The 26,670-nt window shown below is 63.0% G+C and carries 26 protein-coding genes; 15 read left to right on the top strand and 11 right to left on the bottom strand.

Going from position 1 to position 26,670, the window contains the following annotated elements; translation table 11 throughout:
* Window positions 1-40 precede the first annotated feature (40 nt).
* From REH59_RS24750 to REH59_RS24740, 3 genes are read left to right on the top strand one after another with little or no spacing between them, the layout of a single operon-like run.
* Window positions 41-607: a YfiR family protein gene (locus tag REH59_RS24750; protein WP_014859459.1), complete on the top strand. Its 567-nt coding sequence runs from the start codon at window positions 41-43 to the stop codon at window positions 605-607.
* Entirely contained in the window at window positions 604-1,875 is a 1,272-nt protein-coding gene (locus REH59_RS24745; protein WP_014859458.1) for a diguanylate cyclase domain-containing protein, read from the top strand. Before REH59_RS24750 ends, REH59_RS24745 begins: the two co-directional genes overlap by 4 nt.
* A 4-nt stretch (window positions 1,876-1,879) precedes the next feature.
* Window positions 1,880-2,371: an OmpA family protein gene (locus REH59_RS24740; protein ID WP_128573579.1), complete on the top strand. Its 492-nt coding sequence runs from the start codon at window positions 1,880-1,882 to the stop codon at window positions 2,369-2,371.
* 270 nt (window positions 2,372-2,641) lie between these two features.
* On the opposite strand, the gene REH59_RS24735 is transcribed toward REH59_RS24740, so the two are convergent.
* Window positions 2,642-3,592: a LysR family transcriptional regulator gene (locus tag REH59_RS24735; protein ID WP_014859456.1), complete on the bottom strand. Its 951-nt coding sequence runs from the start codon at window positions 3,590-3,592 to the stop codon at window positions 2,642-2,644.
* A gap of 132 nt (window positions 3,593-3,724) precedes the next feature.
* Between REH59_RS24735 and REH59_RS24730 the strand changes: the two genes are divergently transcribed.
* The gene (locus REH59_RS24730) at window positions 3,725-5,251 is read left to right on the top strand and encodes a CoA-acylating methylmalonate-semialdehyde dehydrogenase (RefSeq protein ID WP_003251574.1); all 1,527 of its coding nucleotides are present in this window, start codon (window positions 3,725-3,727) and stop codon (window positions 5,249-5,251) included.
* 10 nt (window positions 5,252-5,261) lie between these two features.
* Complete coding sequence (gene mmsB, locus REH59_RS24725) at window positions 5,262-6,149, top strand: 3-hydroxyisobutyrate dehydrogenase (RefSeq protein WP_014859455.1); 888 nt, start codon at window positions 5,262-5,264, stop codon at window positions 6,147-6,149.
* 191 nt (window positions 6,150-6,340) lie between these two features.
* On the opposite strand, the gene REH59_RS24720 is transcribed toward mmsB, so the two are convergent.
* Window positions 6,341-6,685: a cupin domain-containing protein gene (locus REH59_RS24720; RefSeq protein WP_003251579.1), complete on the bottom strand. Its 345-nt coding sequence runs from the start codon at window positions 6,683-6,685 to the stop codon at window positions 6,341-6,343.
* 96 nt (window positions 6,686-6,781) lie between these two features.
* On the bottom strand, window positions 6,782-7,726 hold the full coding sequence (gene dmeF, locus REH59_RS24715; protein ID WP_014859454.1) for a CDF family Co(II)/Ni(II) efflux transporter DmeF: 945 nt from the start codon (window positions 7,724-7,726) through the stop codon (window positions 6,782-6,784).
* A gap of 70 nt (window positions 7,727-7,796) precedes the next feature.
* On the opposite strand from dmeF, the gene REH59_RS24710 reads away from it, so the two are divergent.
* Entirely contained in the window at window positions 7,797-8,072 is a 276-nt protein-coding gene (locus REH59_RS24710; RefSeq protein WP_003251584.1) for a metal/formaldehyde-sensitive transcriptional repressor, read from the top strand.
* Between the two features lie 106 nt (window positions 8,073-8,178).
* On the opposite strand, the gene REH59_RS24705 is transcribed toward REH59_RS24710, so the two are convergent.
* Complete coding sequence (locus REH59_RS24705; RefSeq protein ID WP_014859453.1) at window positions 8,179-9,060, bottom strand: LysR substrate-binding domain-containing protein; 882 nt, start codon at window positions 9,058-9,060, stop codon at window positions 8,179-8,181.
* Window positions 9,061-9,137: 77 nt separating this feature from the next.
* Between REH59_RS24705 and REH59_RS24700 the strand changes: the two genes are divergently transcribed.
* A complete protein-coding gene (locus REH59_RS24700) occupies window positions 9,138-9,902 on the top strand; it encodes a sulfite exporter TauE/SafE family protein (RefSeq protein ID WP_014859452.1) in 765 nt (254 codons plus the stop codon).
* On the opposite strand, the gene REH59_RS24695 is transcribed toward REH59_RS24700, so the two are convergent.
* Window positions 9,892-10,206, bottom strand: coding sequence for a putative quinol monooxygenase (locus tag REH59_RS24695; protein ID WP_003251589.1), 315 nt, complete (start codon window positions 10,204-10,206; stop codon window positions 9,892-9,894). The genes REH59_RS24700 and REH59_RS24695 overlap by 11 nt on opposite strands.
* 164 nt (window positions 10,207-10,370) lie before the next feature.
* Here REH59_RS24695 and REH59_RS24690 point away from each other — a divergent pair, with 164 nt between their 5' ends.
* The 3 genes from REH59_RS24690 (at window position 10,371) to ggt (ending at window position 13,826) form a co-directional block, all read left to right on the top strand.
* Window positions 10,371-10,961 (top strand): NAD(P)H-dependent oxidoreductase, encoded by a 591-nt coding sequence (locus REH59_RS24690; protein WP_012053714.1) that lies wholly within the window; start codon window positions 10,371-10,373, stop codon window positions 10,959-10,961.
* Between the two features lie 183 nt (window positions 10,962-11,144).
* On the top strand, window positions 11,145-12,041 hold the full coding sequence (locus tag REH59_RS24685) for a LysR family transcriptional regulator (protein WP_003251593.1): 897 nt from the start codon (window positions 11,145-11,147) through the stop codon (window positions 12,039-12,041).
* A gap of 117 nt (window positions 12,042-12,158) precedes the next feature.
* On the top strand, window positions 12,159-13,826 hold the full coding sequence (gene ggt / locus REH59_RS24680; RefSeq protein WP_014859451.1) for a gamma-glutamyltransferase: 1,668 nt from the start codon (window positions 12,159-12,161) through the stop codon (window positions 13,824-13,826).
* A 121-nt stretch (window positions 13,827-13,947) separates the two neighbouring features.
* Here ggt and REH59_RS24675 read toward each other — a convergent pair whose 3' ends face one another.
* Window positions 13,948-15,915, bottom strand: coding sequence for a methyl-accepting chemotaxis protein (locus tag REH59_RS24675; RefSeq protein ID WP_370626823.1), 1,968 nt, complete (start codon window positions 15,913-15,915; stop codon window positions 13,948-13,950).
* 123 nt (window positions 15,916-16,038) lie between these two features.
* Window positions 16,039-16,929: a neutral zinc metallopeptidase gene (locus tag REH59_RS24670; protein ID WP_003251596.1), complete on the bottom strand. Its 891-nt coding sequence runs from the start codon at window positions 16,927-16,929 to the stop codon at window positions 16,039-16,041.
* A gap of 199 nt (window positions 16,930-17,128) precedes the next feature.
* Between REH59_RS24670 and pcaH the strand changes: the two genes are divergently transcribed.
* Window positions 17,129-17,848 (top strand): protocatechuate 3,4-dioxygenase subunit beta, encoded by a 720-nt coding sequence (gene pcaH / locus REH59_RS24665; protein WP_003251597.1) that lies wholly within the window; start codon window positions 17,129-17,131, stop codon window positions 17,846-17,848.
* A gap of 10 nt (window positions 17,849-17,858) precedes the next feature.
* On the top strand, window positions 17,859-18,464 hold the full coding sequence (gene pcaG / locus REH59_RS24660) for a protocatechuate 3,4-dioxygenase subunit alpha (protein ID WP_003251601.1): 606 nt from the start codon (window positions 17,859-17,861) through the stop codon (window positions 18,462-18,464).
* Between the two features lie 188 nt (window positions 18,465-18,652).
* On the opposite strand, the gene trmA is transcribed toward pcaG, so the two are convergent.
* From trmA to REH59_RS24645, 3 genes are all read right to left on the bottom strand, one after another.
* Window positions 18,653-19,738, bottom strand: coding sequence for a tRNA (uridine(54)-C5)-methyltransferase TrmA (gene trmA, locus REH59_RS24655; protein ID WP_014859449.1), 1,086 nt, complete (start codon window positions 19,736-19,738; stop codon window positions 18,653-18,655).
* Window positions 19,735-21,030, bottom strand: a complete 1,296-nt coding sequence (locus REH59_RS24650) for an NCS2 family permease (protein WP_003251606.1) — start codon at window positions 21,028-21,030, stop codon at window positions 19,735-19,737. The genes trmA and REH59_RS24650 overlap by 4 nt, the downstream gene beginning before the upstream one ends.
* A 229-nt stretch (window positions 21,031-21,259) precedes the next feature.
* A complete protein-coding gene (locus tag REH59_RS24645) occupies window positions 21,260-22,480 on the bottom strand; it encodes an MFS transporter (RefSeq protein ID WP_003251608.1) in 1,221 nt (406 codons plus the stop codon).
* A gap of 343 nt (window positions 22,481-22,823) precedes the next feature.
* Here REH59_RS24645 and REH59_RS24640 point away from each other — a divergent pair, with 343 nt between their 5' ends.
* From REH59_RS24640 to REH59_RS24630, 3 genes are read left to right on the top strand one after another with little or no spacing between them, the layout of a single operon-like run.
* Window positions 22,824-24,260, top strand: a complete 1,437-nt coding sequence (locus REH59_RS24640; RefSeq protein WP_010955309.1) for a cytochrome ubiquinol oxidase subunit I — start codon at window positions 22,824-22,826, stop codon at window positions 24,258-24,260.
* Window positions 24,261-24,263: 3 nt separating this feature from the next.
* Window positions 24,264-25,271 (top strand): cytochrome d ubiquinol oxidase subunit II, encoded by a 1,008-nt coding sequence (gene cydB / locus REH59_RS24635; protein WP_003251612.1) that lies wholly within the window; start codon window positions 24,264-24,266, stop codon window positions 25,269-25,271.
* Window positions 25,272-25,280: 9 nt separating this feature from the next.
* A complete protein-coding gene (locus REH59_RS24630) occupies window positions 25,281-25,436 on the top strand; it encodes a DUF2474 domain-containing protein (RefSeq protein WP_003251614.1) in 156 nt (51 codons plus the stop codon).
* A gap of 105 nt (window positions 25,437-25,541) precedes the next feature.
* Here REH59_RS24630 and REH59_RS24625 read toward each other — a convergent pair whose 3' ends face one another.
* A complete protein-coding gene (locus REH59_RS24625; RefSeq protein WP_014859448.1) occupies window positions 25,542-26,666 on the bottom strand; it encodes a methyltransferase in 1,125 nt (374 codons plus the stop codon).
* Window positions 26,667-26,670 lie beyond the last annotated feature (4 nt).

Genomic DNA, 26,670 nt, shown 5'->3' with positions numbered 1-26,670 from the left:
GTTGCGCCGATATCGGAAGGGGCTTAAAGGGATTTCCCACATGAACGTGGCCGCAAGGCGAGTGACAAGCTGTGCGCTTTCGCTATTGCTGGCCGTCCTGCTCCTTTCTGCAGGCGCTGCCCGGGCAGACCCCGGCACAACCGCCGCCCAGGCACAGCAACGCGCCAAGGCAGTCACCCAGGTAGTACTGGGTATCTTCAGTTACGCCCGCTGGCCCGTCGAACCCTCTCCTTTGCGCCTGTGCCTGGTCGGCCCGACCGAGTACGCCGACGATCTCATCAAGGGCCATGTCCAGGAGTCCGGCCGGCCGCTGCAGGTGCGGCGCTTGCTGGCAGAAGACACCCAGGTCGCCCAGGCCTGCGATGCCCTCTACATTGGCAAGCTTGACCAGGGCCAGCGGGATCGGCTGTTCCAGCGTATCGGCGGCCACCCGGTGCTGAGCATCAGCGAGGCGGATGACCCCTGCACGGTCGGCAGCCTGTTCTGCCTGCGGGTCAGCGACCAGCAGGTGGCCTTTGAAGTCAATCTCGACTCGGTGGCACGCTCTGGCGTGCGTATTCACCCCAGCGTGCTGCAATTGTCGCGGCGCCGGGCGGAGCAGCCATGAAACCGACCCGCAAGCGTACCGTGCGCCCGACCCTGCGCTCGGTGCTGGGCCGTGGTCACCTTAGCGTCGCCTTGCTTGCCGTTGGCCTGGCGGGTATCTCCCTCACCCTGCTGGGCGTGCTCGCCCTGCGTGTCTATGCCAACCATAACCTGCAGTTGATCGCCCGCTCGATCAGTTACACGGTAGAGGCGGCGGTGGTGTTCGATGACAGCGCCGCCGCCAATGAATCGCTGGCGTTGATTGCCAGTACCGAAGAAGTGGCCGAGGCCAAGGTCTTCAACAACGAGGGCGAGCAACTGGCGCACTGGCAACGCGACAATACCGGCATGCTCGCGCAGCTGGAGGTGCAGGTTGCCAGCACCTTGCTGGATGAGCCGGTCATTCTGCCGATCGTGCACCAGCAACAGCAGGTCGGGCATATCGAACTGGCAGGCCAGGGCAGGAGCCTGTTGCTGTTCCTGCTCAGTGGCTTGGCCGGTATCCTGTTCTGCACGGTCCTCAGCGCCCTGGCTGCCCAGTATCTGTCGCGGCGCCTGCTCAGCGATATCACCCGCCCGCTGCGTGGCCTGGCCAGTGTCGCCCATGCCGCCCGCCGCGAGCGCAGCTTCGACCGGCGCGTACCAGAAGCGCCGATTGCCGAGCTGAACGAGCTGGGTAATGACTTCAATGCCCTGCTGGATGAACTGGAGGTGTGGCATAGCCACCTGCAGAGCGAAAACCAGACCCTTGCCCATCAGGCCAGCCACGACAGCCTGACCGGCTTGCCCAACCGCGCCTTCTTTGAAGGGCGCCTGAGCCGCAGCGTGCGGAATGCGGCGCGTCAGCAGGACCACCTGGCACTGCTGTTCCTCGACAGCGACCACTTCAAGCAGATCAACGACACCCTCGGCCACGCCGTGGGTGACGAGGTGTTGATCAGCGTGGCCGAACGTGTGCGCGCCCAACTGCGCGAGCACGATCTGGTGGCGCGCCTGGGGGGCGACGAGTTTGCCGTGCTGTTGACGCCGTTGCATACGCGCAAGGACGCCGAACACATTGCCGAGAAGATCGTTGCCAGCATGAAGCTGCCGGTGCAACTGGACAGTGGCCGCAGTATCTCCACCTCGCTGAGTGTCGGTATTGCCTATTACCCGGATGACGGCGCTGACCCCGCCAGTCTTCTCAATGCCGCCGATGCGGCAATGTACCAGGCCAAGCGCGAACGCCGTGGCCATTGGCAACTGGCGCAGACGGAACGGTCCGCCAACGAAATCAGGAACAGGAGTTGAACCCGTGATGCAAGCTTTACGTTTTCCGCTTTGGGCCTTGTTGCTCGCCATGCTGGCGCTAACGGGTTGCCAGAGCGCCCCCCCGAAAGGCCTTACCGCAGAACAGATTGCCGTGCTCAAGCGCGAAGGTTTCACCCCGACCGATGAAGGTTGGGCCTACGACTTGTCTGGCAAAGTGTTGTTCGGCAGCGATCTGGACAGCCTCAATGGCCAGAGCCAGGCGATTGTCGAGCGCATCGGCAAGGCGCTGCTCGGCGTTGGTATCCAGGGCGTGCGGGTGGACGGGCATGCCGACTCGTCGGGCAAGGCGGCGTATAACCAGCAGCTGTCCGAGCGCCGCGCGCAAAGCGTGACCAAGGCGCTGGTGGGGATTGGCATGCAGGCGCAGAACATTCAGAGCCGTGGCCTGGGCAGCAGCCAGCCGGTGGCGGACAACCGCACCAGCGCCGGGCGTACCGAGAACCGTCGAGTGTCCATCGTGGTAGCGTCCTACTGATCGTCGCCGCTCGGGCAGTCACATATATATCCTGTGGGAGCAGTCAACGCGCTGTCTGGCACCGGCTTCGCCGGTGTTCGCGGGCAAGCCCGCTCCCACAGGGTCTGTGCTTGACTTTGGAAATGCGCAGCCCCATGAGTCACATATCCCCTGTGGGAGCGGGCGTGCCCGCGAAGCAGGCAACGCGCTGTCTGGCACCGGCTTTGTCGGTGTTCGCGGGCAAGCCCGCTCCTACAGGGGCTGTGTTGCCTTCGGAAATGCGCAGGCCCATCAGTCCTGGGCGAAGCGCATCTCGCGGGTTTGCCCCATCAACAATGGCGCATTCGCCTCGGTCACCGACCGGATGTAATCCCACAGCAAGGTAATCCGCTTCAGCTTGCGCAAATCCTCCCGGCAATACATCCAGAACTGCCGCGTCACCTCGATCTCCTCCGGCAACACCGTGACCAATCGCGGGTCCTGCGCGGCGAGGAAGCACGGCAATATTGCCAGCCCACGCCCCTGCAGCGCTGCCGTGTACTGCGCGATCACGCTGGTACTGCGCAAATGTGCGCTGGCGTTGGGGATCAGGTTGGCCAGGTACAGCAGCTCGGAGCTGAACGCCAGATCATCCACGTAACTGATGAAGGGGTGTTTGGCCAGGTCCGTCACCTGGCGGATCGGCGCGTGGCTGTCCAGGTAGCCCTGGGTGGCATATAGCCGCAGGCGGTAGTCGCACAGCTTGCAGCACACATAAGGCCCATGCTCGGGCCGCTCCAGCGCGATGACGATGTCCGCCTCACGCTTGGACAGGCTGATGAAGTGCGGCAGCGGCAGGATGTCCACCGAAATCGCCGGGTAGGCGTCGACGAAGTGGCTTAGCTGCGGCGTGATGAAAAAGCTGCCAAAGCCCTCCGTGCAGCCCATGCGCACATGGCCCGACAACGCCACCCCCGACCCGGACACCTGCTCGCACGCCATGTGCAGCGTGCTCTCGATCGATTCGGCATAGCCCAGCAGGCGCTGGCCCTCGGCGGTCAGCACAAAACCGTTGGTGCGCGACTTTTCGAACAGCAAGGTGCCCAGCGCGCCCTCCAGCGAGCTGATGCGTCGCGACACGGTGGTGTAGTCCACGCTCAGCCGTTTGGCGGCACTGCTGGCCTTGCGGGTGCGAGCCACTTCGAGGAAGAACTTCAAATCGTCCCAGTTGAGCGCGCTCAGGGATGTGAGGTCTTTTTGCATGATGATCCGGTTTTTTTGTGCGTTCTTGTTGGATGTTTGCACATCTATACTCGAAACAAGCCTCAGGACGCCACCCCGCGTTTGCCCGGCGCTGGCGATCTCGTCCCGACAACAATTCCAAGGAGAACGCAGATGAACGCACCGCAATCCCCTAACAGCACCAAGGTCGAGCAGGTCAAGCTGCTGATCGACGGCCAGTGGGTCGAGTCCAAAACCACCGAATGGCGTGACATCGTCAACCCGGCCACCCAAGAGGTGCTGGCGCGCGTACCGTTCGCCACCGTCGAAGAAGTCGATGCAGCCGTGGCCGCTGCTCACCGCGCTTTCCAGACGTGGCGTAACACCCCGATCGGCGCGCGCATGCGCATCATGCTCAAGCTGCAGGCGCTGATCCGCGAACACACCAAACGCATTGCCCAGGTGCTCAGCGCCGAGCAGGGCAAGACCCTGGCCGACGCTGAAGGCGATATCTTCCGCGGCCTGGAAGTGGTCGAGCACGCGGCGTCCATTGGCACCCTGCAGATGGGCGAATTTGCCGAGAACGTCGCCGGCGGTGTCGATACCTACACCCTGCGCCAGCCGATCGGCGTATGCGCTGGCATCACCCCGTTCAACTTCCCGGCAATGATCCCGCTGTGGATGTTCCCCATGGCCATTGTCTGCGGCAACACGTTCGTGCTCAAACCGTCCGAGCAGGACCCGCTGTCGACCATGCTACTGGTCGAGCTGGCGCTGGAAGCCGGCGTACCGGCCGGTGTGCTGAACGTGGTGCACGGCGGCAAGCAGGTAGTGGATGCCATTTGCACCCACCAGGACATCAAGGCGATTTCCTTCGTGGGCTCTACTGAAGTCGGCACGCACGTTTACAACCTTGGCAGCCAGCATGGCAAGCGTGTGCAGTCAATGATGGGCGCCAAGAACCACGCGGTGGTGTTGCCTGATGCCAACCGCACACAAACCATCAATGCGCTGGTGGGTGCTGCCTTCGGCGCGGCGGGCCAGCGCTGCATGGCGACCTCGGTGGCGGTGTTGGTGGGCAAGGCCCGCGAATGGTTGCCGGATATCAAGGAGGCTGCCAGCAAGCTCAAGGTCAATGCTGGCTGTGAGCCGGGCACCGACGTTGGCCCGGTGGTATCCAAGCGGGCCAAGGAGCGTGTGCTGGGCCTGATCGAAAGCGGTATCAAGGAAGGCGCCAAGCTGGAACTTGACGGCCGTGACGTCAAGGTGCCGGGCTACGAGCAAGGCAACTTCGTCGGCCCAACCCTGTTCTCGGGCGTGAAGACCGACATGCAGGTGTATACCCAGGAAATCTTCGGCCCGGTGCTGGTGACCCTGGAAGTCGATACGCTCGACGAGGCCATCGCCCTGGTCAACGCCAACCCGTTCGGCAACGGCACCGGCCTGTTCACCCAGAGCGGCGCTGCGGCCCGCAAGTTCCAGAGCGAAATCGATATTGGCCAGGTCGGCATCAACATCCCGATCCCGGTCCCCGTCCCGTTCTTCAGCTTCACCGGCTCGCGTGGCTCCAAACTCGGTGACCTCGGGCCGTACGGCAAGCAAGTGGTGCAGTTCTACACTCAGACCAAGACCGTCACGGCTCGCTGGTTCGATGACGACAGCGTCAACGACGGTGTGAACACCACCATTAGCCTGCGCTAAGGAGTACGTCATGCGTATCGCATTCATCGGCCTGGGCAACATGGGCGCGCCCATGGCCCGCAACCTGATCAAGGCCGGACATCAGCTGAACCTGTTCGACCTGAACAAGGCCGTGCTGGCTGAGCTGGCAGAACTGGGCGGGCAGATCAGCCCCTCGCCCAAGGACGCGGCGGCCAACAGCGAGCTGGTGATCACCATGCTGCCGGCCGCAGCCCATGTGCGCAGCGTGTACTTGAGCGAGGACGGCGTACTGGCCGGCATTCGTCCTGGCACGCCGACCGTTGACTGCAGCACCATCGACCCGCAGACCGCACGTGATGTGTCCAAGGCCGCAGCGGCAAAGGGTGTGGACATGGGGGATGCGCCGGTTTCCGGTGGTACTGGCGGCGCGGCGGCCGGCACCCTGACGTTCATGGTCGGCGCCAGTGCCGAGTTGTTCGCCAGCCTCAAGCCGGTACTGGAGCAGATGGGCCGCAACATCGTGCACTGCGGGGAAGTGGGTACCGGCCAGATCGCCAAGATCTGCAATAACCTGCTGCTCGGCATTTCGATGATCGGCGTGTCCGAGGCCATGGCCCTGGGTAACGCGTTGGGTATCGATACCAAGGTGCTGGCCGGCATCATCAACAGTTCGACCGGGCGTTGCTGGAGTTCGGACACCTACAACCCGTGGCCGGGCATCATCGAAACCGCACCGGCATCGCGTGGCTACACCGGTGGCTTTGGCGCCGAACTCATGCTCAAGGACCTCGGTCTGGCTACCGAAGCGGCACGCCAGGCACACCAACCGGTGATTCTCGGTGCCGTGGCCCAGCAGTTGTACCAGGCCATGAGCCTGCGAGGCGAGGGTGGCAAGGACTTCTCGGCCATCGTCGAGGGTTATCGCAAGAAGGATTGATGCAAGAGGTGGACTTCATCGCGGGCCAGGTGGCCTTCCCTCTGTAACTGCGCACCAGAGGGAAGGGCGTCTGCTCCGCGATTTTTTTGTCCACGCTTACAGGTATTGCGCGGCCGTTGTAGGCGCGGGTTCACCCGCGAATGCTGCAGAAGCCTCACCGCCGCATTCGCAGCTAAACCCGCGCCTGCAGGTCAGGCGAAGACGAAATACTTACGTACAGTCTCGACCACTTCCCACGTACCTTTCATGCCCGGTTCGATCACGAACACATCACCCGCCTTCAGGTGCTTGGGCTCTTCGCCTTCCGGGGTGATGATGCAATAGCCATCAAGGAAGTGGCAGAACTCCCATTTATCGTAGTTGACCTCGAACTTGCCCGGGGTGCAGATCCAGGTGCCCATGATCTTGCTGCCGTCGGCCGACAGGTAGGCATTGAGGTTGACGGTGTGCGGATCGCCGCCGATGCGCTTCCACTTGGTGGCGTCCACGACCGGCGTCGGGCAGGTTTCGCGCAGGACGGTGATGAAATCGGACATGGCACAACTCCTGGTGACTGGCTGAATGACGGGTCACCATAGGCCCAACGGCCGCGCAGCAGTTGCCTGGGCTCGACGTCCAGGTGTCTGGTCGCGCTATGGCAGGCGGTTTACCTCGACAGTGATGTGCGCCAACTCTTCGTGCACGGCCAGGGCCTGGCGCACGCCGTCGGCATTCAATGTGGCCTGGGTGGCCAGGCCAAGAATGCAGGCGTATTGGTCCCTGCCCACCCGCCAGACATGCAGGTCGGTGATACTGGCCGGCGCCGGCAATTGCGCGACCACTGCGCGGATTTCCGCCACAACCGGGGCGTCCATCTCGGCGTCCAGTAACACTCGCCCGGTATCGCGCAGCAGGCCACGGGCCCACAGCGCGACCAGCAGCGCACCGACGAGGCCCATCGCTGGGTCGAGCCAACTGGCGCCCCAGAACTTGCCGGCCAGCAAGGCAGCAATGGCCAGCACCGAAGTGGCGGCATCGGCCATCACATGCAGGTAGGCCGAGCGCAGGTTCAGGTCGTGGTGGTGATGGTGGTGGTGGTGGTGATGGTGATGATCGTGGCTGTGAGGGTGATGGTCATGATGATGGTCATCGCGTAGCAGCCAGGCGCAGATGAGGTTGACGGCGAGGCCCGCCACGGCAATCAAGATAGCCTCGTCATAGTGGATCTGTCCCGGCACCAACAGCCGTTCCACCGACTGGAACGCCATCAGTCCGGCCACGCCCAGCAATAGCAATGCGCTGGAGTAGCCGCCGAGAATTTCGATCTTCCAGGTGCCGAAGGCAAAGCGCCGGTCACCTGCATAGCGCCGAGCGGCAGCGTAGGCCAGCAAGGACAGGCCAAGTGCCAGGGCGTGGGAGCTCATGTGCCAGCCGTCGGCCAGCAGCGCCATGGAGTTGAAGTACCAGCCTCCGGCAACCTCCGCCACCATCATCACTGCGGTCAGCCAAACCGCCAGGCGGGTTTTGCGCTCAGCGCCCAGGTTGCTGGTGTGGAACTGGTGGCTGTGCTGCCAGCGGTCTGAGGTTTGTGTCGCCATGGTTTATCATGCTCCCGGAAGATCGAGAAAAATACTATACCCCAGTATACCTAGCATGGCGTGAAACCCAATGGCACATACCCTGAAGAGCAAGAAGCAGCTGTTGACCCGGGTGCGCAAGATCAAAGGCCAAGCCGCCGCCCTGGAGACGGCGCTGGAGCAGGACAAGGACTGCCTGGCGATCCTGCAGCAGATCGCTGCCGTGCGCGGCGCGGTGAACGGGCTGATGGCCGAGGTGATGGAAGGGCACATCCGCGATCACCTTGTGGCGGACGGCCTGAGTGCCGAGGAACGGCAGGACGAGGCAGACAAGGTGGCGGCGTTGCTGCGTTCTTATCTGAAGTAGGAGGTCGCCGTACCCTTTCACGAATACCCCAGGGGGGTATCAATACCTTCACGGACCGAGCGGTACGCGAACGCGTTTGTGGAAGCAGGCGTGCCAGCGAAGGCTGTCAGTGGATAAGGGCGGATACCAGTCCGGCGGCATAGCCTGGTAATGCCGCGAAATCCCGCGCGCACACCAGCAGCCGGCGGTTGGCCCATGGCTCCTGCAGCGCCACCCAGTGCAACGGCAGCATCCCTTGCCAGCGCTGCACCGCTGCCAGCGGCACCACCCCGATTCCGGCCCCGCCCGCGACCATGCGGATCACCCCATCAAACCCCTCTGCTCGTACCCGAACCTGCATGCGCTGCCCCTCGTGCAGCGCTTGCTCTTCCAGGTACAACCCCAATGCACTGCCGGCCCCCAGGCCGACATAGCCATGGGCCAGGCTGTCGACGAAACTTGGCGCCAGCGCACTGGCCAGGGGGTGGCCCTGTGGCGTCACTAGCACCAGCGGGTCGTCTCGAAACGGCCGGGTCTGCAGGTGCTCGTTGGGGGCGGCTGTGGACACGATGCCCAGGTCGGCCATGCCTTGGGTAATTGCCTGCACGATGCGCAAACTTGGCAGTTCTTGCACATCCACACTGACTCCAGGGTTTTCAGCCAGATAGCTGGCCAGCAGTTCGGGCAAGTATTCGGTCAGCGCTGCGGTGTTGCACAGCAGGCGCACTTGGCCTTGCTGCCCTTGCGCGTACAGGCCCAGGTCGAACTGCAGGCGTTCGACTTGCTGTGTTATCAGCCGTGCATGCTGCAAGAGTGCCTGGCCAGCCGGCGTTGGTTGGACGCCACGGCGGTTACGTTCCAGCAAGGGAATGCCCAGCGATGCTTCCATGGCGCGGATGCGCGCACTGGCTGCTGGCAGTGACAGATGGCTGCGGCTGGCGCCGGCGGTGATGTTGCCGCACTCCAGGGTGTGCTGGAACAGCTTGAGGTCGATCAGGTCGAAATGCATGTGGCTCTGTCCTGGCAAGAGGCTGGCTGAGTATATGGCAGATTCTCACGTCGCCCGGGGCACGGCATCATCGGCCCATGACTACCTTGCTCGCGTTTTACCAGAACATTGGCCCGGCACTGTCTTTGCTGGTTGTACTGACCTTTCTGCTGGCGGGCGCAGTGAAGGGGGTCATCGGCCTGGGCCTGCCCACCATTGCCATGGGCCTGTTGGGCCTGGCTATGCCACCTGCGCAGGCTGCCGCGTTGTTGATCGTGCCCTCGACACTCACCAACCTGTGGCAGCTGGCCAGCGGCGGGCATCTGCGAGGGTTGTTGGTCCGCCTGGGGCCAATGCTGGCATTGATCGTTGTCGGCACCTTGCTGGGTAGCGCCTGGCTGGGAATCAGCAGTGGCCCCTGGGCTGGGCACGCGTTGGGGGCCGCCTTGCTGGTCTACGCGTTGTATGGGGTGGTCGGCCCGGGCCTGCAGGTGGGCCCGGGACACGAGCGCTGGCTGGGACCGCTTTGCGGGCTGGTCACGGGTGTGGTCACGGCGTCGACCGGGGTGTTCGTGATGCCAGCGGTGCCTTACCTGCAGAGCCTGGGCTTGAGCCGCGAGCAGATGATCCAGGCCCTGGGCCTGTCGTTTACGGTGTCGACCCTGGCCTTGGCCCTAGGCCTGGCCGGGCAGGATGCCTTGGGGGGCCAGGCGTTGGGGGCGTCGCTGCTGATGCTGGCGCCGGCTTTGCTCGGCATGCTGGCGGGCCAGTGGCTGCGTCAGCGGATCAGCGCGCTGCTGTTCAAGCGTTGCTTTTTCATCGGGTTGGCCGCACTCGGCGTCCATCTGCTGATCAACGGCTAGCGGACGAAGCGCTGAGCATGTCGACCCTCTGGATATCGAAATCGCGCTCCAGGTAATCCATGCGTTTTTCGAAGAAGGCAGCCATGTGCGGGAGGGCCGAGTGCACGTCCAGCGCGGCCTTGTCGGCCCACACTTCGAAGAACACAAACAGGCTCGGGTCCTGCTGGTCGCGCAGCATGTGGTATTCGATGCAGCCGGGTTCCTGGCGGCTTGGCTCGACGTAGGGACGGAACAGGTTTTCGAACGCATCAGCCATTTCCGGGCGGGTCTTGGCTTTGAGGATAAAGGCGAACGGCTCACTCATGGGGCGCTACTCGGTGATGGGGGGGTGACGCTATTCTACGGCAATAATGTATTGCTCATTCGTGACTTCTGGTCAATTGTATTTTGCCCCGTCACCGCTGTATCCCGCCCCCGCGAGCCTCTAACCTGCCGGCATCAATTTTTGACTCGGCCGTGGAGGCCAGCATGAAAAAGATCCTTCTGCTCAATGGTGGTAAACAGTTCGCTCACTCCGAAGGCCGCCTCAACGCGACCTTGCACGAAGCGGCCATCGCTCACCTGGACCGCGCCGGCTTCGATGTGCGCCAGACGTTCATCGATGGCGGCTACGATGCCCAGGAAGAGGTGGAGAAATTCCTCTGGGCCGATGTGGTGATCTATCAGATGCCCGGCTGGTGGATGGGCGCGCCGTGGACCGTCAAGAAGTACATCGACGACGTGTTCACTGCCGGCCACGGCAGCCTGTATGCCAATGATGGCCGTACCCGTTCGGACCACTCGCAGAAATACGGCAGCGGTGGTCTGGTGCACGGCAAGCAATACATGTTGTCGCTGACCTGGAACGCGCCGCAGCAGGCGTTCGATGACCCCAGCGATTTCTTTGAAGGCAAAGGGGTGGATGCCGTGTACTTCCCGTTCCACAAGGCCAACCAGTTCCTGGGTATGACCGGCCTGCCGACCTTCCTGGCTGTGGATGTGATGAAGCGCCCGGATGTGCCGGCGGCGTTAGCAGCTTATGAGGCCCATCTGGACAAGGTGTTTGGCAAGGCACAGTAATTTTTTGCCTGGACTGGCCTTGCCGCGGGCTTGCCCACTCCTACAGGTATTACGCAGGTTTCAAGGACTTTGCAGTATTTGTGGGAGCGGGCAAGCCCGCGAAGAGGCCCGTTCAGGCGCCGCTGGACTTGGCCTCGACAAGCGGTTATCTAATCCTTGCACAGACCAACCACAGGCCCTGATGTGAAAACCCGATCCGAAGAACTCCAGGTATTCGTCGCCGTCATCGACTGCGGCTCGATTTCCGCTGCTGCCGAGCAGATGGGCCAGACCCCGTCTGCCGTCAGCCGCACCCTGTCGCGCCTGGAGGGCAAGCTGGGCACCACGCTGGTCAACCGCACCACCCGGCGCATGGACCTTACCGAAGAGGGGCGCTACTTTCTTGAGCGCTCGCGGCTGATCCTGCAGCAGATGGACGAGATGGAAGAGCGTCTGTCGATGAACCGCCAGACCCCGACCGGGCGATTGCGCATCAATGCCGCTGCGCCGTTCATGCTGCATGCCATCCTGCCGTGGATTGGCGAGTTCCGCCGCCAGTACCCGGGCATCGAACTGGAGCTCAACACCGACGACCTGATCATCGACCTGCTGGAGCAGAGCACTGATGTGGCGATCCGCATCGGAGAGCTGGCCGACTCCAGCCTGCACGCGCGCAGCCTGGGTTGTAGTCCGGTGCAGGTGCTGGCCAGTCCGGCCTACCTGGAGCAGCACGGCACGCCACGGCAGGTCGAGGAGCTGGCCAACCACTGTCTGCTCGGCTTCAGCCAACCGGAGTCGCTCAATCATTGGCCGCTACGTCACGCTCAGGGCGATCGCTGGAGCATCCGCCCGGCGTTGGTCGCTTCCAGCGGCGAAACCCTGCGCCAGCTGGCGTTGGCCGGGGAAGGCATCGTCAGCCTGTCGCACTTCATGACCCACGAAGATATCCGCACAGGGCGCCTGCAGGTGCTGCTGAGCGAGGCCAACAATGGCTACCGTCAGCCGATCCACGCGGTGTATTACCGCAACACCCAGTTGGCACTGCGCATCCAGTGCTTCCTGGATTTCATCCAGCGCAAGCTGGCGATGTACGCCTGCTGAGTTGCCTGATCGCGACAAATCCTGTCCACAGGCGGCGAAACTTCCGACGGTTGATTGCACAGTCGAAGCGCTTCGGCCTTACTGACTGCTCAACAAAAACAACACCAAGGAAGTGTCATGCGTATTGTCCCTTTCCAGTATCTGGCTCTCGCAGCCTCGATCCTGAGCTGTTCCTCAGTTTACGCCGCCACCCTGGAGGGCGGCGCGGTGGCCGCCCCCGATCAATATGGTGCACAGGTGGCCGCCGATATTCTGAAAAAGGGCGGCAACGCGGTGGACGCGGCAGTAGCGACCGCCTTCACCCTGGCGGTGACTTACCCAGAGGCCGGTAATATCGGCGGTGGCGGCTTCATGACCCTGTTTGTCGATGGCAAGCCTTACTTTCTCGACTACCGCGAAGTCGCGCCCAAGGCCGCCACGCGCAACATGTACCTGGACGACAAGGGCGAGGTCATCGAGAACCTCAGCCTGGTCGGGGCACGCGCCGCAGGCGTACCCGGTACGGTAATGGGCCTGTGGGAGGCGCACCAGAAGTTCGGCAAGCTGCCCTGGAGCGAGTTGCTGACCCCGGCCATCGGCTATGCGAAAAATGGCTTCAAGGTGGCGGAAAAGCAGTACCAGTACCGCAACGATGCCCAAGGCATGTTCAAGACGGCGACCAACTTCAACGATTACTTCGGCAACATGAAGGTCGGCGAGCTGTTCAAGCAGCCGGAAATGGCCCAGACCCTGGAGCGTATAGCCGACAAGGGCGTGAGCGAGTTCTATCAAGGCAAGACCGCCGATTTGCTGGTGGCGCAGATGCAGGCTGACAAAGGCCTGATTACCAAAGATGACCTCAAGGATTACAAGGCGGTATGGCGTGAACCGATGGCCGTGAGCTGGCGTGGCAATGTGGTGTATACCGCGCCACCGCCGAGCTCAGGCGGTGTGGCGCTTGCCCAGTTGCTGGGCATCAAGGAAGACCGCGCGGCCGACTTTAAAGGGGTGGTGCATAACTCGGCGCAGTACATCCACCTGCTGGCCGAGATCGAGAAGCGGGTGTTCGCCGACCGCGCCGATTACCTGGGCGACCCGGCCTTCACCAAGGTGCCGGTGGACCAGTTGGTGGCCAAGGATTACCTGGCCAAGCGCGCAGCCCAGGTCAACCCGAAGGCCATTTCCGACACCGACAAGGTCAAGCCGGGCCTTGAACCGCACCAGACCACGCATTTCTCGATCGTCGACAAGCAGGGCAACGCGGTCAGCAATACCTACACCCTCAACCTCGACTATGGCAGTGGTGTGGTGGTGAAGGGCGCTGGTTTCCTGCTCAACGACGAGATGGATGATTTCAGCGCCAAACCGGGGGCGGCGAACGCCTTTGGCGTGGTCGGCGGTGATGCCAACGCGATCGAACCGGGCAAGCGCATGCTGTCGTCGATGAGCCCCAGCCTGATGACCCGCGATGGCAAGGTCGAGCTGGTAATCGGTACCCCGGGCGGTTCACGGATCTTTACCTCGATCTTCCAGGTGATGAACAACCTGTACGACTACGGCATGCCGCTGGACAAGGCGGTGGCGGCGCAGCGCGTGCACCATCAGTTGCTGCCCAAGGACACCATTTACTTCGACAGCTATGCGCCATTGACCGGGCCGGTAGCTGATGAGCTGAAGAAGATGGGCTATGTGCTGGAGGACCAGGGCTGGGAAATGGGCGACATCCAGGCGATCCGGGTCGATGGGGCGAAGCTTGAGACCGCTTCCGACCCACGTGGGCGTGGGGTAGGGATGATCGTCAAGTAGTACCTGTCAGAACGCCGGGAGGGCTTTGCCCTCCTATCGCGACACAAGGCCGCTCCCACGAGGACCCGCGTTGGGGCCTTGTGTCGTGAAAGGGCCGCAAAGCGGCCCCAGGTTCCAAAGGTCAGACGCGGAACTGGCTGACCAGTGTCTGCAACTGCCCACCCAACCGCGCCAGCTCCACACTCGACGCTGCCGTCTCGTCACTGGCTGCTGCGGTTTGCTCTGACACATCACGCACATTCAGGATGCTTCGGCTGATCTCTTCAGCCACCGCACTCTGCTGCTCTGCCGCCGCAGCAATCTGCTGGTTCATCGACTGGATGCTCGATACCGTACTGGTAATGCTCTCCAGCGATGACCCGGCCTTTCGCGCCAGTTCGACGCTGCTGTCGGTCAGGGTACGGCTGCCCTGCATGGCATTCGCCACTTGCTGAGTACCGTGCTGCAGGCTGGCAATCAGCTCTTCGATTTCTTCGGTAGACTTCTGCGTGCGCTGGGCCAGGCCGCGCACTTCGTCGGCAACCACGGCAAAGCCACGGCCTGCCTCGCCGGCACGCGCTGCCTCGATCGCTGCGTTGAGCGCCAGCAGGTTGGTCTGTTCGGCCACCGACTTGATCACGTCCATCACGCTACCAATTTTCTGGCTTTCCTGCTGCAGCAGGTTCATGGCCTCGGTGGAGCGGTGCATGTCTTCGGCCAGGCGTTCGATCTGGCCAATCGCTTCGCCCACCACGCGGTCGCCGGCACGGGCTTCGTCATCGGCACCTGTAGCTGCATGTGAGGCCTGCTCGGCATTGCGCGCCACTTCCTGAACGGTAGCGGCCATTTCGTGCATGGCGGTGGCCACCTGGTCGGTCTCGACTTTCTGGCTGTTGGCGCCCGCGCTGGTCTGTTCGGTGACTGCCGACAGCTCTTCGGCGGCGCTGGCAATCTGGGTGACGCCATCGCGGATGCCGCTGATCAGCTCGCGCAGGGTGGTGCCCATGCGCGCGATGCCTTGCTGCAGCACGCCCAGTTCGTCACGGCGGGTGACGCGCATGTGCTGGGTAAGGTCGCCACTGGCGATTTTTTCCACGGCCACCAGGGTGTCTTGCAACGGGCGGGTGATCTGGCGGGTGATCAGCACCGCCGCCAGCACGCCGACCAGCAGCGCCAGCAGTGTGGCGATGGCCTGCAGGCTGCGGGCCTGGGTACTCTCGATGTCACGGCGCTCTAGCTGGATCTGGTACAACGCGTCGCTGCGCTTGACGATGTCGGCACCCTGCACGGTCATTTCGGCGCGCGAGGTGGTGATGTTGGCAACCGCGTCGCGGAACTGGCGTACGGCGTCACGATAGGCCAGTACTGCGTTTTCGAACTGTTGCAGGCGCGCGTCTTCGCTAGGCAGCTGGCGCTTGAGGTTGTCGATATCGGCCAGTGCCGCATCCAGCTGGCGCAGGGCGGCCTGCTCGTTGGCGCTGCTGTTCTCGGCGATGTAGCCACGCACATCGATGCGTACCTGCAGCAATTGCTGGCGGGCCTTGCTGATCAGCTGGTACTGGGCCAGGCGCGCACTGTCAGCCTCGGGGCGAGCCATCACCTCCTGGCTGAGCGCATCCATGGCCTGGTCGGCGCGGATGGCCGAGCTGTTCATGGAAACGCGCGCTGCGCGGGTGGCGTCGTAGCCCTGGCGCATCTTGTTCAGCGACAGCTTGTAGGCGCTGATGGTATCGCCAAGCTCACCCAGCAGCTTGACGTTCTCCGGGCTTTTGAAGGTGGTGGCCAGGTAGGCCTGCTGCTTGCTGAATGCGTCCAGCTTGGCCAGGGTGTTGGCGGCGGCGGTATCGTCGCCGTTGGCGATCATGTACTGCAGGCGCGCAATGCGCAGATCGGTGAGGTCCTTGTTCAACTGGCCAATATCGCCCATCCAGTTGCTACGGTCGATCAGGCTGCCCAGGCTGGTCCAGCCGGTGAGGGCCAGCAGGCCAGTGAGGACCAGCACCAGGCCGAAGCCCAGGCCGAGTTTAAGGTTGACGCTGATGTTGGCGAACCAGCTGTTCATGCACGCTCTCCAGAAGTTGATTTCGCTCTCTTGATCTTCGATCGCCAGGCGTTTTTGTTCTGGATGCCCGCTGATTCGTGCAGGGGTTATCGGCCATGATTGGGGAAGCTGAAACGCTTTTTCAGCAAAATGTCAGCAAGCGGTCTCACTCGGTCCCTGTTGCACCGGGTATCAGAGGGTACGTGCACTGAAGGTGTCGCAGCGGTTCACTTCACCTTCGGCAAACCCGGCCTTGAACCAGCGCACCCGCTGCGCCGAGGTACCGTGGGTGAACGAGTCTGGCACTACGCGCCCGCGGCTTTGCTGCTGCAGGCGGTCGTCGCCAATGGCATTGGCCGCATTCAGCGCTTCCTCGACATCGCCTGGCTCCAGCCAGTTCAGGCGTTTCTGCGCCTGGTAGGCCCATACCCCGGCCAGACAGTCGGCCTGCAACTCCTGGCGCACCAACAGGCCGTTGTCGCCCTCCATGCGCTGGCCGGCGCGTCGTGCGGCGTCGACCTTGGCCGAAACGCCCAGCAGTGTCTGCACATGGTGACCGATTTCATGGGCGATCACGTAGGCCTGGGCGAAGTCGCCAGCTGCAGCGAAGCGGGTTTCCATTTCACGGAAGAACGACATGTCCAGGTACACCCGCTGGTCCGCCGGGCAATAGAACGGCCCAACCGCTGCCGAGGCAAATCCGCAGGCCGAATTGACCTGGCCGCTGAACAGGACCAGTTTGGGGTCACGGTATTGTTTGCCGGCCTCGGCGAACAGGGCTTTCCAGGTGTCTTCGGTGTCACCCAGAACCGAGGCGACGAACTCGGCTTGCTGGTCGTTGGCCGGTGGCGCCTTGCCGCCCGCACCACTGGGCGCCGTCTGCTGTTGTTGCTGCTCCATCTGCCCGGCAAGCTGGCCAAGAATCTGCAACGGGTCCTGCCCGGTGAGCCAGCCGATGCCGACGATCAGCAGGATTGCCCCAAGCCCCAGCCCCTTGCCGCCGCCGAAACGCATGCCGCCGCCGCCACCTTCGCCTCGGGCATCGACCACGTTGTCGCTGCGTCGGCCTTTTCGCCATTCCATGAATGCTCTCCGAGCGTGAAACAAGAAGACAAAGATTAGTTCACGAAGGTGGAACCTGTCAGGCCGAGGTGTTTATCCATAACCATTTGGTTATGTATCAAGGGGTCGATTTCAATGTTCATCGTCCGCGACCTGCCGGAAACTGTAAGTCCGCCTGCCACACTCAGGCGTTCTCATAATTCCAAGAGAGGAAACCGGCATGCCCGCCCAGGACAACAGCCGCTTCGTGATCCGTGATCGCAACTGGCACCCCAAAGCCCTTACGCCTGACTACAAGACGTCCATTGCCCGCTCGCCGCGCCAGGCACTGGTCAGTATTCCGCAGTCGATCAGCGAAACCACTGGTCCGGATTTTTCCCACCTGGGCTTCGGCGCCCATGACCATGACCTGCTGCTGAACTTCAATAACGGTGGCCTGCCAATCGGCGAGCGCATCATCGTTGCCGGCCGTGTCGTCGACCAGTACGGCAAGCCTGTGCCGAACACCTTGGTGGAGATGTGGCAAGCCAACGCCGGCGGCCGCTATCGCCACAAGAACGACCGCTACCTGGCGCCGCTGGACCCGAACTTCGGTGGTGTTGGCCGGTGCCTGACCGACCGCGACGGCTACTACAGCTTCCGCACCATCAAGCCGGGCCCGTACCCGTGGCGCAACGGCCCGAACGACTGGCGCCCGGCGCATATCCACTTCGCCATCAGCGGCCCATCGATCGCCACCAAGTTGATCACCCAGCTGTACTTCGAAGGTGACCCGCTGATTCCGATGTGCCCGATCGTCAAGTCGATCGCCAACCCGCAAGCTGTGCAGCAGTTGATCGCCAAGCTCGACATGAGCAACGCCAACCCGATGGACTGCCTGGCCTACCGCTTCGACATCGTGCTGCGCGGCCAGCGCAAGACCCACTTCGAAAACTGCTGAGGACCCCGCCATGCCAATCGAACTGCTGCCGGAAACCCCTTCGCAGACTGCCGGCCCCTATGTGCACATCGGCCTGGCCCTGGAAGCGGCCGGCAACCCGACCCGCGATCAGGAAATCTGGAACCGCCTGGCCAAGCCAGACGCACCAGGCGAGCACATTCTGCTGCTCGGCCAGGTGTATGACGGTAACGGCCACCTGGTGCGCGACTCGTTCCTGGAAGTGTGGCAGGCCGACGCTAACGGCGAGTACCAGGATGCCTACAACCTGGAAAACGCCTTCAACAGCTTCGGCCGCACCGCCACGACCTTCGATGCCGGTGAGTGGACGCTGCATACGGTCAAGCCGGGTGTGGTGAACAACGCTGCGGGCGTGCCGATGGCGCCGCACATCAACATCAGCCTGTTTGCCCGTGGCATCAACATCCACCTGCACACGCGCCTGTATTTCGATGATGAGGCCCAGGCCAATGCCAAGTGCCCGGTGCTCAACCTGATCGAGCAGCCGCAGCGGCGTGAAACCTTGATTGCCAAGCGTTGCGAAGTGGATGGGAAGACGGCGTACCGCTTTGATATCCGTATTCAGGGGGAAGGGGAGACCGTTTTCTTCGACTTCTGAGGTGACGCTTGGGGCCGCTCTGCGGCCCATTCGCGGGCAAGCCCGCTCCTACAACGATCTGCGTACGCCGAGCAATGGGCCGTACGCCGAACAATGGGCTGTACGCCGAGCAACGGGCTGTACGCCGATCAATGTAGGAGCGGGCTTGCCCGCGAATGGGCTGCAAAGCAGCCCCGGCAATACAACGATCAGCGCCGAACCAGCAGAACCCCACTCTCCATATGGTGGGTATACGGGAACTGGTCAAACAATGCACAGCGCTCGATGCGGTGGGTGTCCTGCAACTGGGCAATGTTCGCTGCCAGCGTTTCCGGGTTGCACGAGATGTACAGGATGCGTTCGAAACGCCGGGTCAGCTCGCAGGTATCCGGGTCCATCCCTGCCCGCGGTGGGTCGACGAACACGGTACCGAACTGATAACTCTTCAGGTCGATGCCTTCCAGGCGACGGAACGGCCGCACCTCATTCAGTGCCTGGGTCAGCTCCTCTGCCGACAAGCGTACCAGCCGCACGTTATCCACAGCGTTTTCGTCAAGGTTGCTCAGTGCGGCATTGACCGACGTCTTGCTGATTTCGGTGGCCAGCACCTGGCGTACACGCGTGGCCAGCGGCAGGGTGAAGTTGCCGTTGCCGCAATACAGTTCCAGCAAGTCATCCTCACGCTCGCCCATGGCCTCGAAGGCCCAGCTGAGCATCTTCTGGTTCACTGCGCCGTTGGGCTGAGTGAACGCACCCTCCGGCTGGCGGTAACTGAACACGCGGCCAGCCACATCGAGTTTTTCCACCGCGTAGTCGCGGCCGATAACCAGGCGCTTGCCCTTGGAACGGCCGATGACGCTCACCCCCAGCGCTTCAGCCAGTTGCCGTGCTTCCACTTCCCAGGCCTCGTCCAGCGGGCGGTGATAGCACATCGTGATCATCGCATCGCCAGCCAGGGTGGTGAGGAACTCCACCTGGAACAGGCGGTTGCCCAGTTCTTCGCTGGCCTGCCAGGCTGCCTTCAGGCGTGGCATCAACGCGTTGATGCGTTCGCTGGCAATGGGGAAATCGTCGATCAGGATTGCCTTGTGCTTCTCGCCTGGGGCGAACATGGCGTAGTGGCGCTGGCCATCCTCGCGCCACAGGCGGAACTCGGCGCGCAGGCGGTAATGCTCGCGCGGTGAGTCGAAAACAGCCGGTTCCGGCGCGCCGAACGGTGCCAGCAGCTCGCGCAGCCGGACCACCTTGGCGTCCAGTTGGGTGGCGTAGGAGGAGGGGTCGAAAGCAGCACTCATGCGTTGAACCAGCCTAGCTTGATGACGAACAGGATGGAAAGGATCACCAGGGCCGGGTTCAGGTCGCGACGGCGGCCGGAAATCAGTTTGACGGCGGTCCAGGCGATGAAGCCGAAGGCGATACCATTGGCGATCGAGTACGTCAGCGGCATGGCCAAGGCAGTTACCACCACCGGTGCGGCTTCGGTGACGTCGTCCCAGTTTATTTCCGCCAGGCCCGAGGCCATCAGCACGGCGACGAACAGCAGCGCTGGAGCGGTGGCGAAGGCGGGCACGCTACCGGCCAGTGGGGCGAAGAACAGCGCCAGCAGGAACAGCACAGCAACCACGATGGCCGTCAGGCCGGTGCGGCCACCGGCGCTCACGCCCGCAGCGGACTCGATATAGCTGGTGGTGGTCGAGGTGCCCAGCAGGGAGCCGGCCATGGCGGCGGTGCTGTCGGCGATCAGGGCGCGGCCCATCTTCGGCATGTGGCCGTCCTTGCCCATCAGGCCGGCGCGCTTGGCCACGGCGATCAGGGTGCCGGAGTTGTCGAACAGGTCGACGAACAGGAACGCGAAGATCACGCTGATCAGGCCCACATCGAGGGCACCGGCGATGTCCAGCTGCAGGAAGGTGGGTGCCAGTGAAGGTGGCATCGACACGATCCCGCCGAACGGCGTGACGCCCATGGCGATCGACGCGACGGTGACGGCCAGGATGCCGATCAGCACCGCGCCGCGCACTTTTAGCGACTCAAGGCCGACGATCAGGAAGAAACCCAGTGTGGCGAGAATCACCGACGGCTGCTTGAGGTCGCCCATGCCCACCAAAGTGGCTGGGTTATCGACGACGATGCCGGCGTTATGCAGGGCGATCAATGCCAGGAACAGGCCGATCCCCGCGGCAATCGCCGAACGCAGCGGCAGCGGGATGCTGTTCACGATCCACTCGCGGATGCGGAAGATCGACAGCAGGAAGAACATCACCGCCGACAGGAACACGGCTCCCAGTGCCACCTGCCAGGTGTGGCCCATGTGCAGCACCACGGTGTAGGTGAAGAATGCGTTCAGGCCCATGCCCGGTGCCAGGGCGATCGGGTAGTTGGCAATCAGGCCCATGGTGGCGGAGCCGATGGCCGCTGCCAGGCAGGTGGCAACGAAGATCGCGCCTTTGTCCATGCCGGTCTCGCCGAGGATGCTCGGGTTGACGAACAGGATGTAGGCCATGGCCAGGAAGGTGGTGACGCCCGCGAGAATCTCGGTGCGCACGTTGGTGTTGTGTGCTCTTAGTTGAAACAGCCTTTCCAGCATGCCCGCTCCCCAAGGCGCCCCCGGCGCCATGAATGTATCGACCCCATCAGCAAAGCACAGACCGTACCGGATGCTGTGGTTTTGTGTGGGGAGGAAAAAAGCCGCGCATGATACCAGCATGCATGGCGGGGGCCTATGGCCGTTGGGGAATGGGTTTTTCTGGCCCTGCGCGGGTAACGTCCCCTGCAGGCGCGGGCTTGCCCGCGAACAGGCCGGCACGGGTGACGCATTACCCGTTATGCAACCGATCCCGCTTGGCCAGGGTAGGGAACAGTTTTATCCACACCCCGGTCACCACCAAGGTGCCCACCCCGCCCAGCACTACCGCCGGCACTGTACCAAACCAGTGCGCGGTCACCCCCGATTCGAACTCACCGAGCTGGTTCGAGGCACCGATGAACAAGCCGTTCACTGCGCTCACCCGCCCACGCATTTCATCCGGTGTCTCCAGCTGCACGAACGAACTGCGAATGACCATGCTGATCATGTCTGCCGCACCCAGTACCACCAGTACCGCCAGCGAGAACCAGAACGAGGTCGACAGGCCGAAGGCGATGGTTGCCACGCCGAACACGCCGACCGCAGTGAACATCGTCCGCCCGACGTTGCGCTGGAACGGGAAGCGCGCCAGCCAGAGCGACATCAGCAAAGCCCCCACCGCTGGCGCCGAGCGCAACAGGCCAAGCCCCATCGGACCGGTCAGCAGGATGTCTTTGGCAAATACCGGCAGCAACGCGGTGGCCCCGCCCAACAATACGGCGAACAGGTCCAGCGAGATGGCGCCGAGGATGTCGGGCCGGCTGCGAATGAAACGGATGCCAGCCAGCAGCGATTCGATGCTGGCGCGTCCGCGCTGGGCGACCTGGCCGTGCGCCTGCAGGCTCAGGGTCAGCACGCAGGCAATGGCGTACAGGGCCACCGTCGGGCCATACACCCACATGCTGCCAAAGGCATACAGAAAGCCGCCCACCGCCGGCGCCACGATGGTCGCCGACTGGGTGGCCGAGGCCGACGCCGCCACTGCCCGCGGGAACAGCCCGGCCGGTACCACGTTGGGCAGCAGCGCCTGGGTTGCCGGCATTTCGAATGAGCGGGTGGCGCCGAGCAGGAAGGCCAGGGCAAAGATCAGTTCGCGGGTGACGTTGTCGGTGGCACTGCCCACCGCCAGCGCCAGGGCAATCAGCCCCTGAAGGCTCTGGCACAGGGCGGCGACCTTGCGCCTGTCATAGCGGTCGGCGACATGGCCGGTGTGCAGCATGAACAGCACCCGTGGGGCGAACTCGACCAGGCCGACCAGGCCCAGGTCCAGGACGTTGCCGGTCAATTGGTAGAGGTGCCAGCCGATGGCCACGGTGAGCATCTGGAAGCCGCTGGCGGTGAACACGCGGGCCAGCCAGAAGGCCAAAAAAGGACGATGGTGACGCAACAACTGCGGTGCGGAATCGGACATCGGAAACCAGGGGCCTCGGCGCAGTAGAGGGGGTGCGCAGCGTATCACCTGTTTGTAACAAACGGTTACTGTTTGCTCGGGTCGGCACTTTTCCACTGTTAATTAAAGAGGGTGAGGCAACAGGTCACGCGGCAATCCACCACACGGCCCACCGGGCCATTCGGGACTATGCTTCCTAGCATTAATTGATCTGGGTCAATCGTTCCAGATCAATGAAATGGCCGCCTGGCCGGAATCCCTGCGATCGAACAGAACAATTCAAACACGCCGTACTCGACCCAGTGGGGGCAGTGGGCGACGGGGCCACAAGCCCGGCCGCCGGATTATCTGAAGAGGAAGCACCATGTTCGGAATAGAAGCCTTAGAGCTCGCCCGAATGCAGTTTGCCTTTACCGTGTCGTTCCACATCCTGTTCCCGGCCATCACCATTGGCCTGGCCAGCTACCTGGCAGTCCTCGAAGGCCTATGGCTGCGGACCCACAACCAGGTCTACCGTGACCTCTATCACTTCTGGTCGAAGATCTTCGCCGTCAACTTCGGCATGGGCGTCGTCTCCGGCCTGGTCATGGCCTACCAGTTCGGCACCAACTGGAGCCGCTTCTCCGACTTTGCCGGCGCCGTCACCGGCCCGCTGCTCACCTACGAAGTACTGACTGCGTTCTTCCTCGAAGCCGGCTTCCTGGGCGTCATGCTGTTTGGCTGGAACCGCGTCGGCCGTGGTCTGCACTTCTTCTCCACGGTGATGGTAGCGCTCGGTACGCTGGTCTCGACCTTCTGGATTCTCGCCTCGAACAGCTGGATGCAAACCCCGCAAGGTCACGAGATCATCGATGGTCGGGTGGTGCCGGTGGACTGGTTTGCGGTGGTGTTCAACCCCTCCTTCCCCTACCGCCTGATGCACATGGCCACTGCCGCGTTCGTGTCCACCGCGTTCTTCGTCGGTGCCTCGGCGGCCTGGCACCTGCTGCGCGGGCGTGACAACCCGGCCGTGCGCAAGATGCTGTCGATGGCCATGTGGATGGCACTGATCGTCGCCCCGATTCAGGCAGTGATCGGCGATTTCCACGGCCTCAATACCCTCAAGCACCAGCCGGTGAAAATTGCCGCGATCGAAGGCCACTGGGAGAACGTGCCCGGTGAGCCGACTCCGCTGATCCTGTTCGGCATTCCCGACATGGAGGCCGAGACTACCCGGTTCAAGATCGAGATCCCGGCGCTCGGCAGCCTGATCCTGACTCACAGCCTGGACAAGCAGGTGCCGGCGATGAAGGAGTTCCCGCCCGAGGACCGGCCTAATTCGACCATTGTGTTCTGGTCGTTCCGGATCATGGTCGGGCTTGGTTTCCTGATGATCTTCGTTGGCCTGTGGAGCCTGTGGTTGCGCAAACGCGGCACGCTGTACAGTTCGCGCCCGTTCCTGCATGTGGCCCTGTGGATGGGCCCATCGGGGCTGGTCGCGCTGCTGGCCGGGTGGTTCACCACCGAAATTGGCCGCCAGCCCTGGGTGGTGTACGGCCTGATGCGCACGGCGGACGGTGTTTCCAACCACAGCTACGCCCAGCTCGGCTTCACCCTTGTGGCGTTCGTGGTGGTGTACTTCGCCCTGTTTGGCACCGGCCTTGGCTACATGATGCGCCTGGTACGCAAAGGGCCGCAGACCGGCGAGGGTGACGAGCACACACCGGGAGGCCCAGGCCAGAAACGCACGCCGGCACGGCCTTTGTCCGCCGCCGATGATGGCCGCGAGGCCACCTCTGCCAGCCTGAACGAGGGGAACTGAACCATGGGTATCGACCTTCCACTGATCTGGGCCGTGATCATCATCTTCGGCGTCATGATGTACGTGGTGATGGACGGATTCGACCTGGGGATCGGCATGCTCTTCCCCTTCGTCAAGGGCGAGCAGGACCGTGATGTCATGATGAACACTGTCGCGCCGGTATGGGACGGCAACGAAACCTGGTTGATCCTGGGCGGTGCCGGACTGTTCGGTGCCTTCCCGATGGCATATGCCGTGGTCCTCGAGGCCCTGTACCTGCCCCTGATCCTGATGCTGATCGGCCTGATTTTTCGAGGCGTGGCCTTCGAGTTCCGCTTCAAGGCCAAGGCCGACAAGCGGCACATCTGGGACAAGGCTTTTATCTGGGGTTCGCTGATCGCCACCTTCTTCCAGGGCGTGGCGTTGGGCGCGTTCCTGGAGGGGTTCAAGGTGGTCGACCGGCATTTTGCCGGTGGCACCCTGGACTGGTTGACCCCATTCAGCCTGTTCTGCGGGCTGGGGTTGATCGTGGCCTACACCTTGCTGGGTTGCACCTGGCTGATCATGAAGACCGAAGGGCCGCTGCAGCAGAAGATGCACGATATGGCCCGGCCGCTGGCGCTGGTGCTGCTGGTGGTGATCGGTATCGTCAGCCTGTGGACGCCCATCGCCTACCCGCAGATTGCCGACCGCTGGTTCAGCATGCCCAACCTGATCTGGTTCATGCCGGTGCCGCTGCTGGTGCTGGTGACCTTCTACGGGTTGCTCAAAGCGGTGGCACGCAACGCGCACTACACGCCGTTCCTGCTCACGCTGGTACTGATCTTCCTTGGCTACAGCGGCTTGGGAATCAGCCTGTGGCCTAACATCATCCCGCCGTCGATTTCGATCTGGGATGCCGCAGCGCCACCGCAAAGCCAGGGCTTCATGCTGGTGGGTACCCTGTTCATCCTGCCGTTTATCCTGATGTATACCTTCTGGAGCTACTATGTGTTCCGCGGCAAGGTCACCCACGAAGACGGCTACCACTAGGAGGGCCGCATGATGGCTGGCAAACATGGTTTGGAAGACAAGAAACCGCTGTGGCAGCGACTGGGTTGGCTGTTGCTGATCTGGGCAATGAGCGTCGCAGCGCTGGGTGTGGCGGCCTGGGTGATGCGGCTGTTCATGGGGGCGGCGGGGCTGACCACACATTGATAAAGAGCGGCAGCGGGCTTGCCCGCGAAGCAGGCAACGCGCTAGATGGCACCGGCGTTGCCGGTGTTCGCGGGCAAGCCCGCTCCTACGGGGGCGGTGGCGCGCTTACTTGCGGGCTTTCAGAATGACGAACTTGGGCGTTGCCGCCACCTGCTCCACCCCCCGGAACAACCGCGCCAGCTTGCTGTGATAGCCCAGGTGCCGGTTACCCACGATGTACAGCGCCCCACCTACCACCAGCGCTTCACGCGCCTGCTGGAACATGCGCCAGGCGAGGAAATCGCCCACTACCTGCTGTTGATGGAACGGCGGGTTGCACAGCACCACGTCCAGCGACTGCTTCTCCAGCCCGGCCAGGCCATCGGCCGCGAAGAAGGTCGCCGGGCGCTCGCCCAACGCTGCCAGCCAGTTCTCCTGCGCCGATTGCACTGCCATGTACGACTCGTCGACCAGGGTGTACTCGGCATCCGGGTTGGCCAGGGCGCTGGCGATCGCGAGTACGCCGTTGCCGCAGCCCAGGTCTGCCACCCGCGCACGGCCAAGGTCGCGTGGTAGATGCGGGAGGAACGCCCGCGTCCCGATATCCAGGCCTTCACGGCAGAACACGTTGGCGTGGTTGACCAAGTCAAGTGCCGGCACGTCGAGGCGGTAGCAGCTGGGGTAGGGGGACTTGGCGAGCGGCCGCTCGGCAACCGTTGCTGTCAGCAAACGGGCCTTTTTCAGGGCCAGCGAAGCCTGTACGGGGCCGATGTACTTTTCCATCAGGTCGCCGGCCGCCCGCGGCAGGTGCTTGATCATCGCCCCGGCAATCACCTGCGCACCGGGTGCCAACTGGCCTTGCAGGCGGATAAGTTGTTCTTCCAGCAGGGCCAGGGTCTTGGGTACACGCACCAGCACCCGGTCGAAGGGGCCTTGCCAGTGTTCGCTGGCCGGTACGAACGGCACACTGTCGAACGGCAGGCCATTGCGCGCCAGGTTCTTTTCCAGGGCCAGGTGCCCCAGGTGCGAGTCACCGCTGCTGACCACCTGCAGCTGGCCCGCCAGGCTGGCGGCCAGGGCACCGAAGCTGTCATTGAGCACCAATACCCGGCAATTGGCGTCGGGTGCCTGATCGTGTAGCTGCGCAAGCAGGTACTCGTCGGCGGCATCGAAGGCCTGCAACGGGTCGTTGGCCTGCTCCGGCTGGCGGATCAGGTCGAGTTCGGCATAGGGGGTGGTCAACAGGGGCATGGCG

Source organism: Pseudomonas sp. BO3-4, from assembly GCF_034044115.1.
Taxonomy (GTDB): Bacteria; Pseudomonadota; Gammaproteobacteria; order Pseudomonadales; family Pseudomonadaceae; genus Aquipseudomonas; species Aquipseudomonas alloputida.
This window is presented reverse-complemented; position numbering and strand designations above follow the sequence as displayed.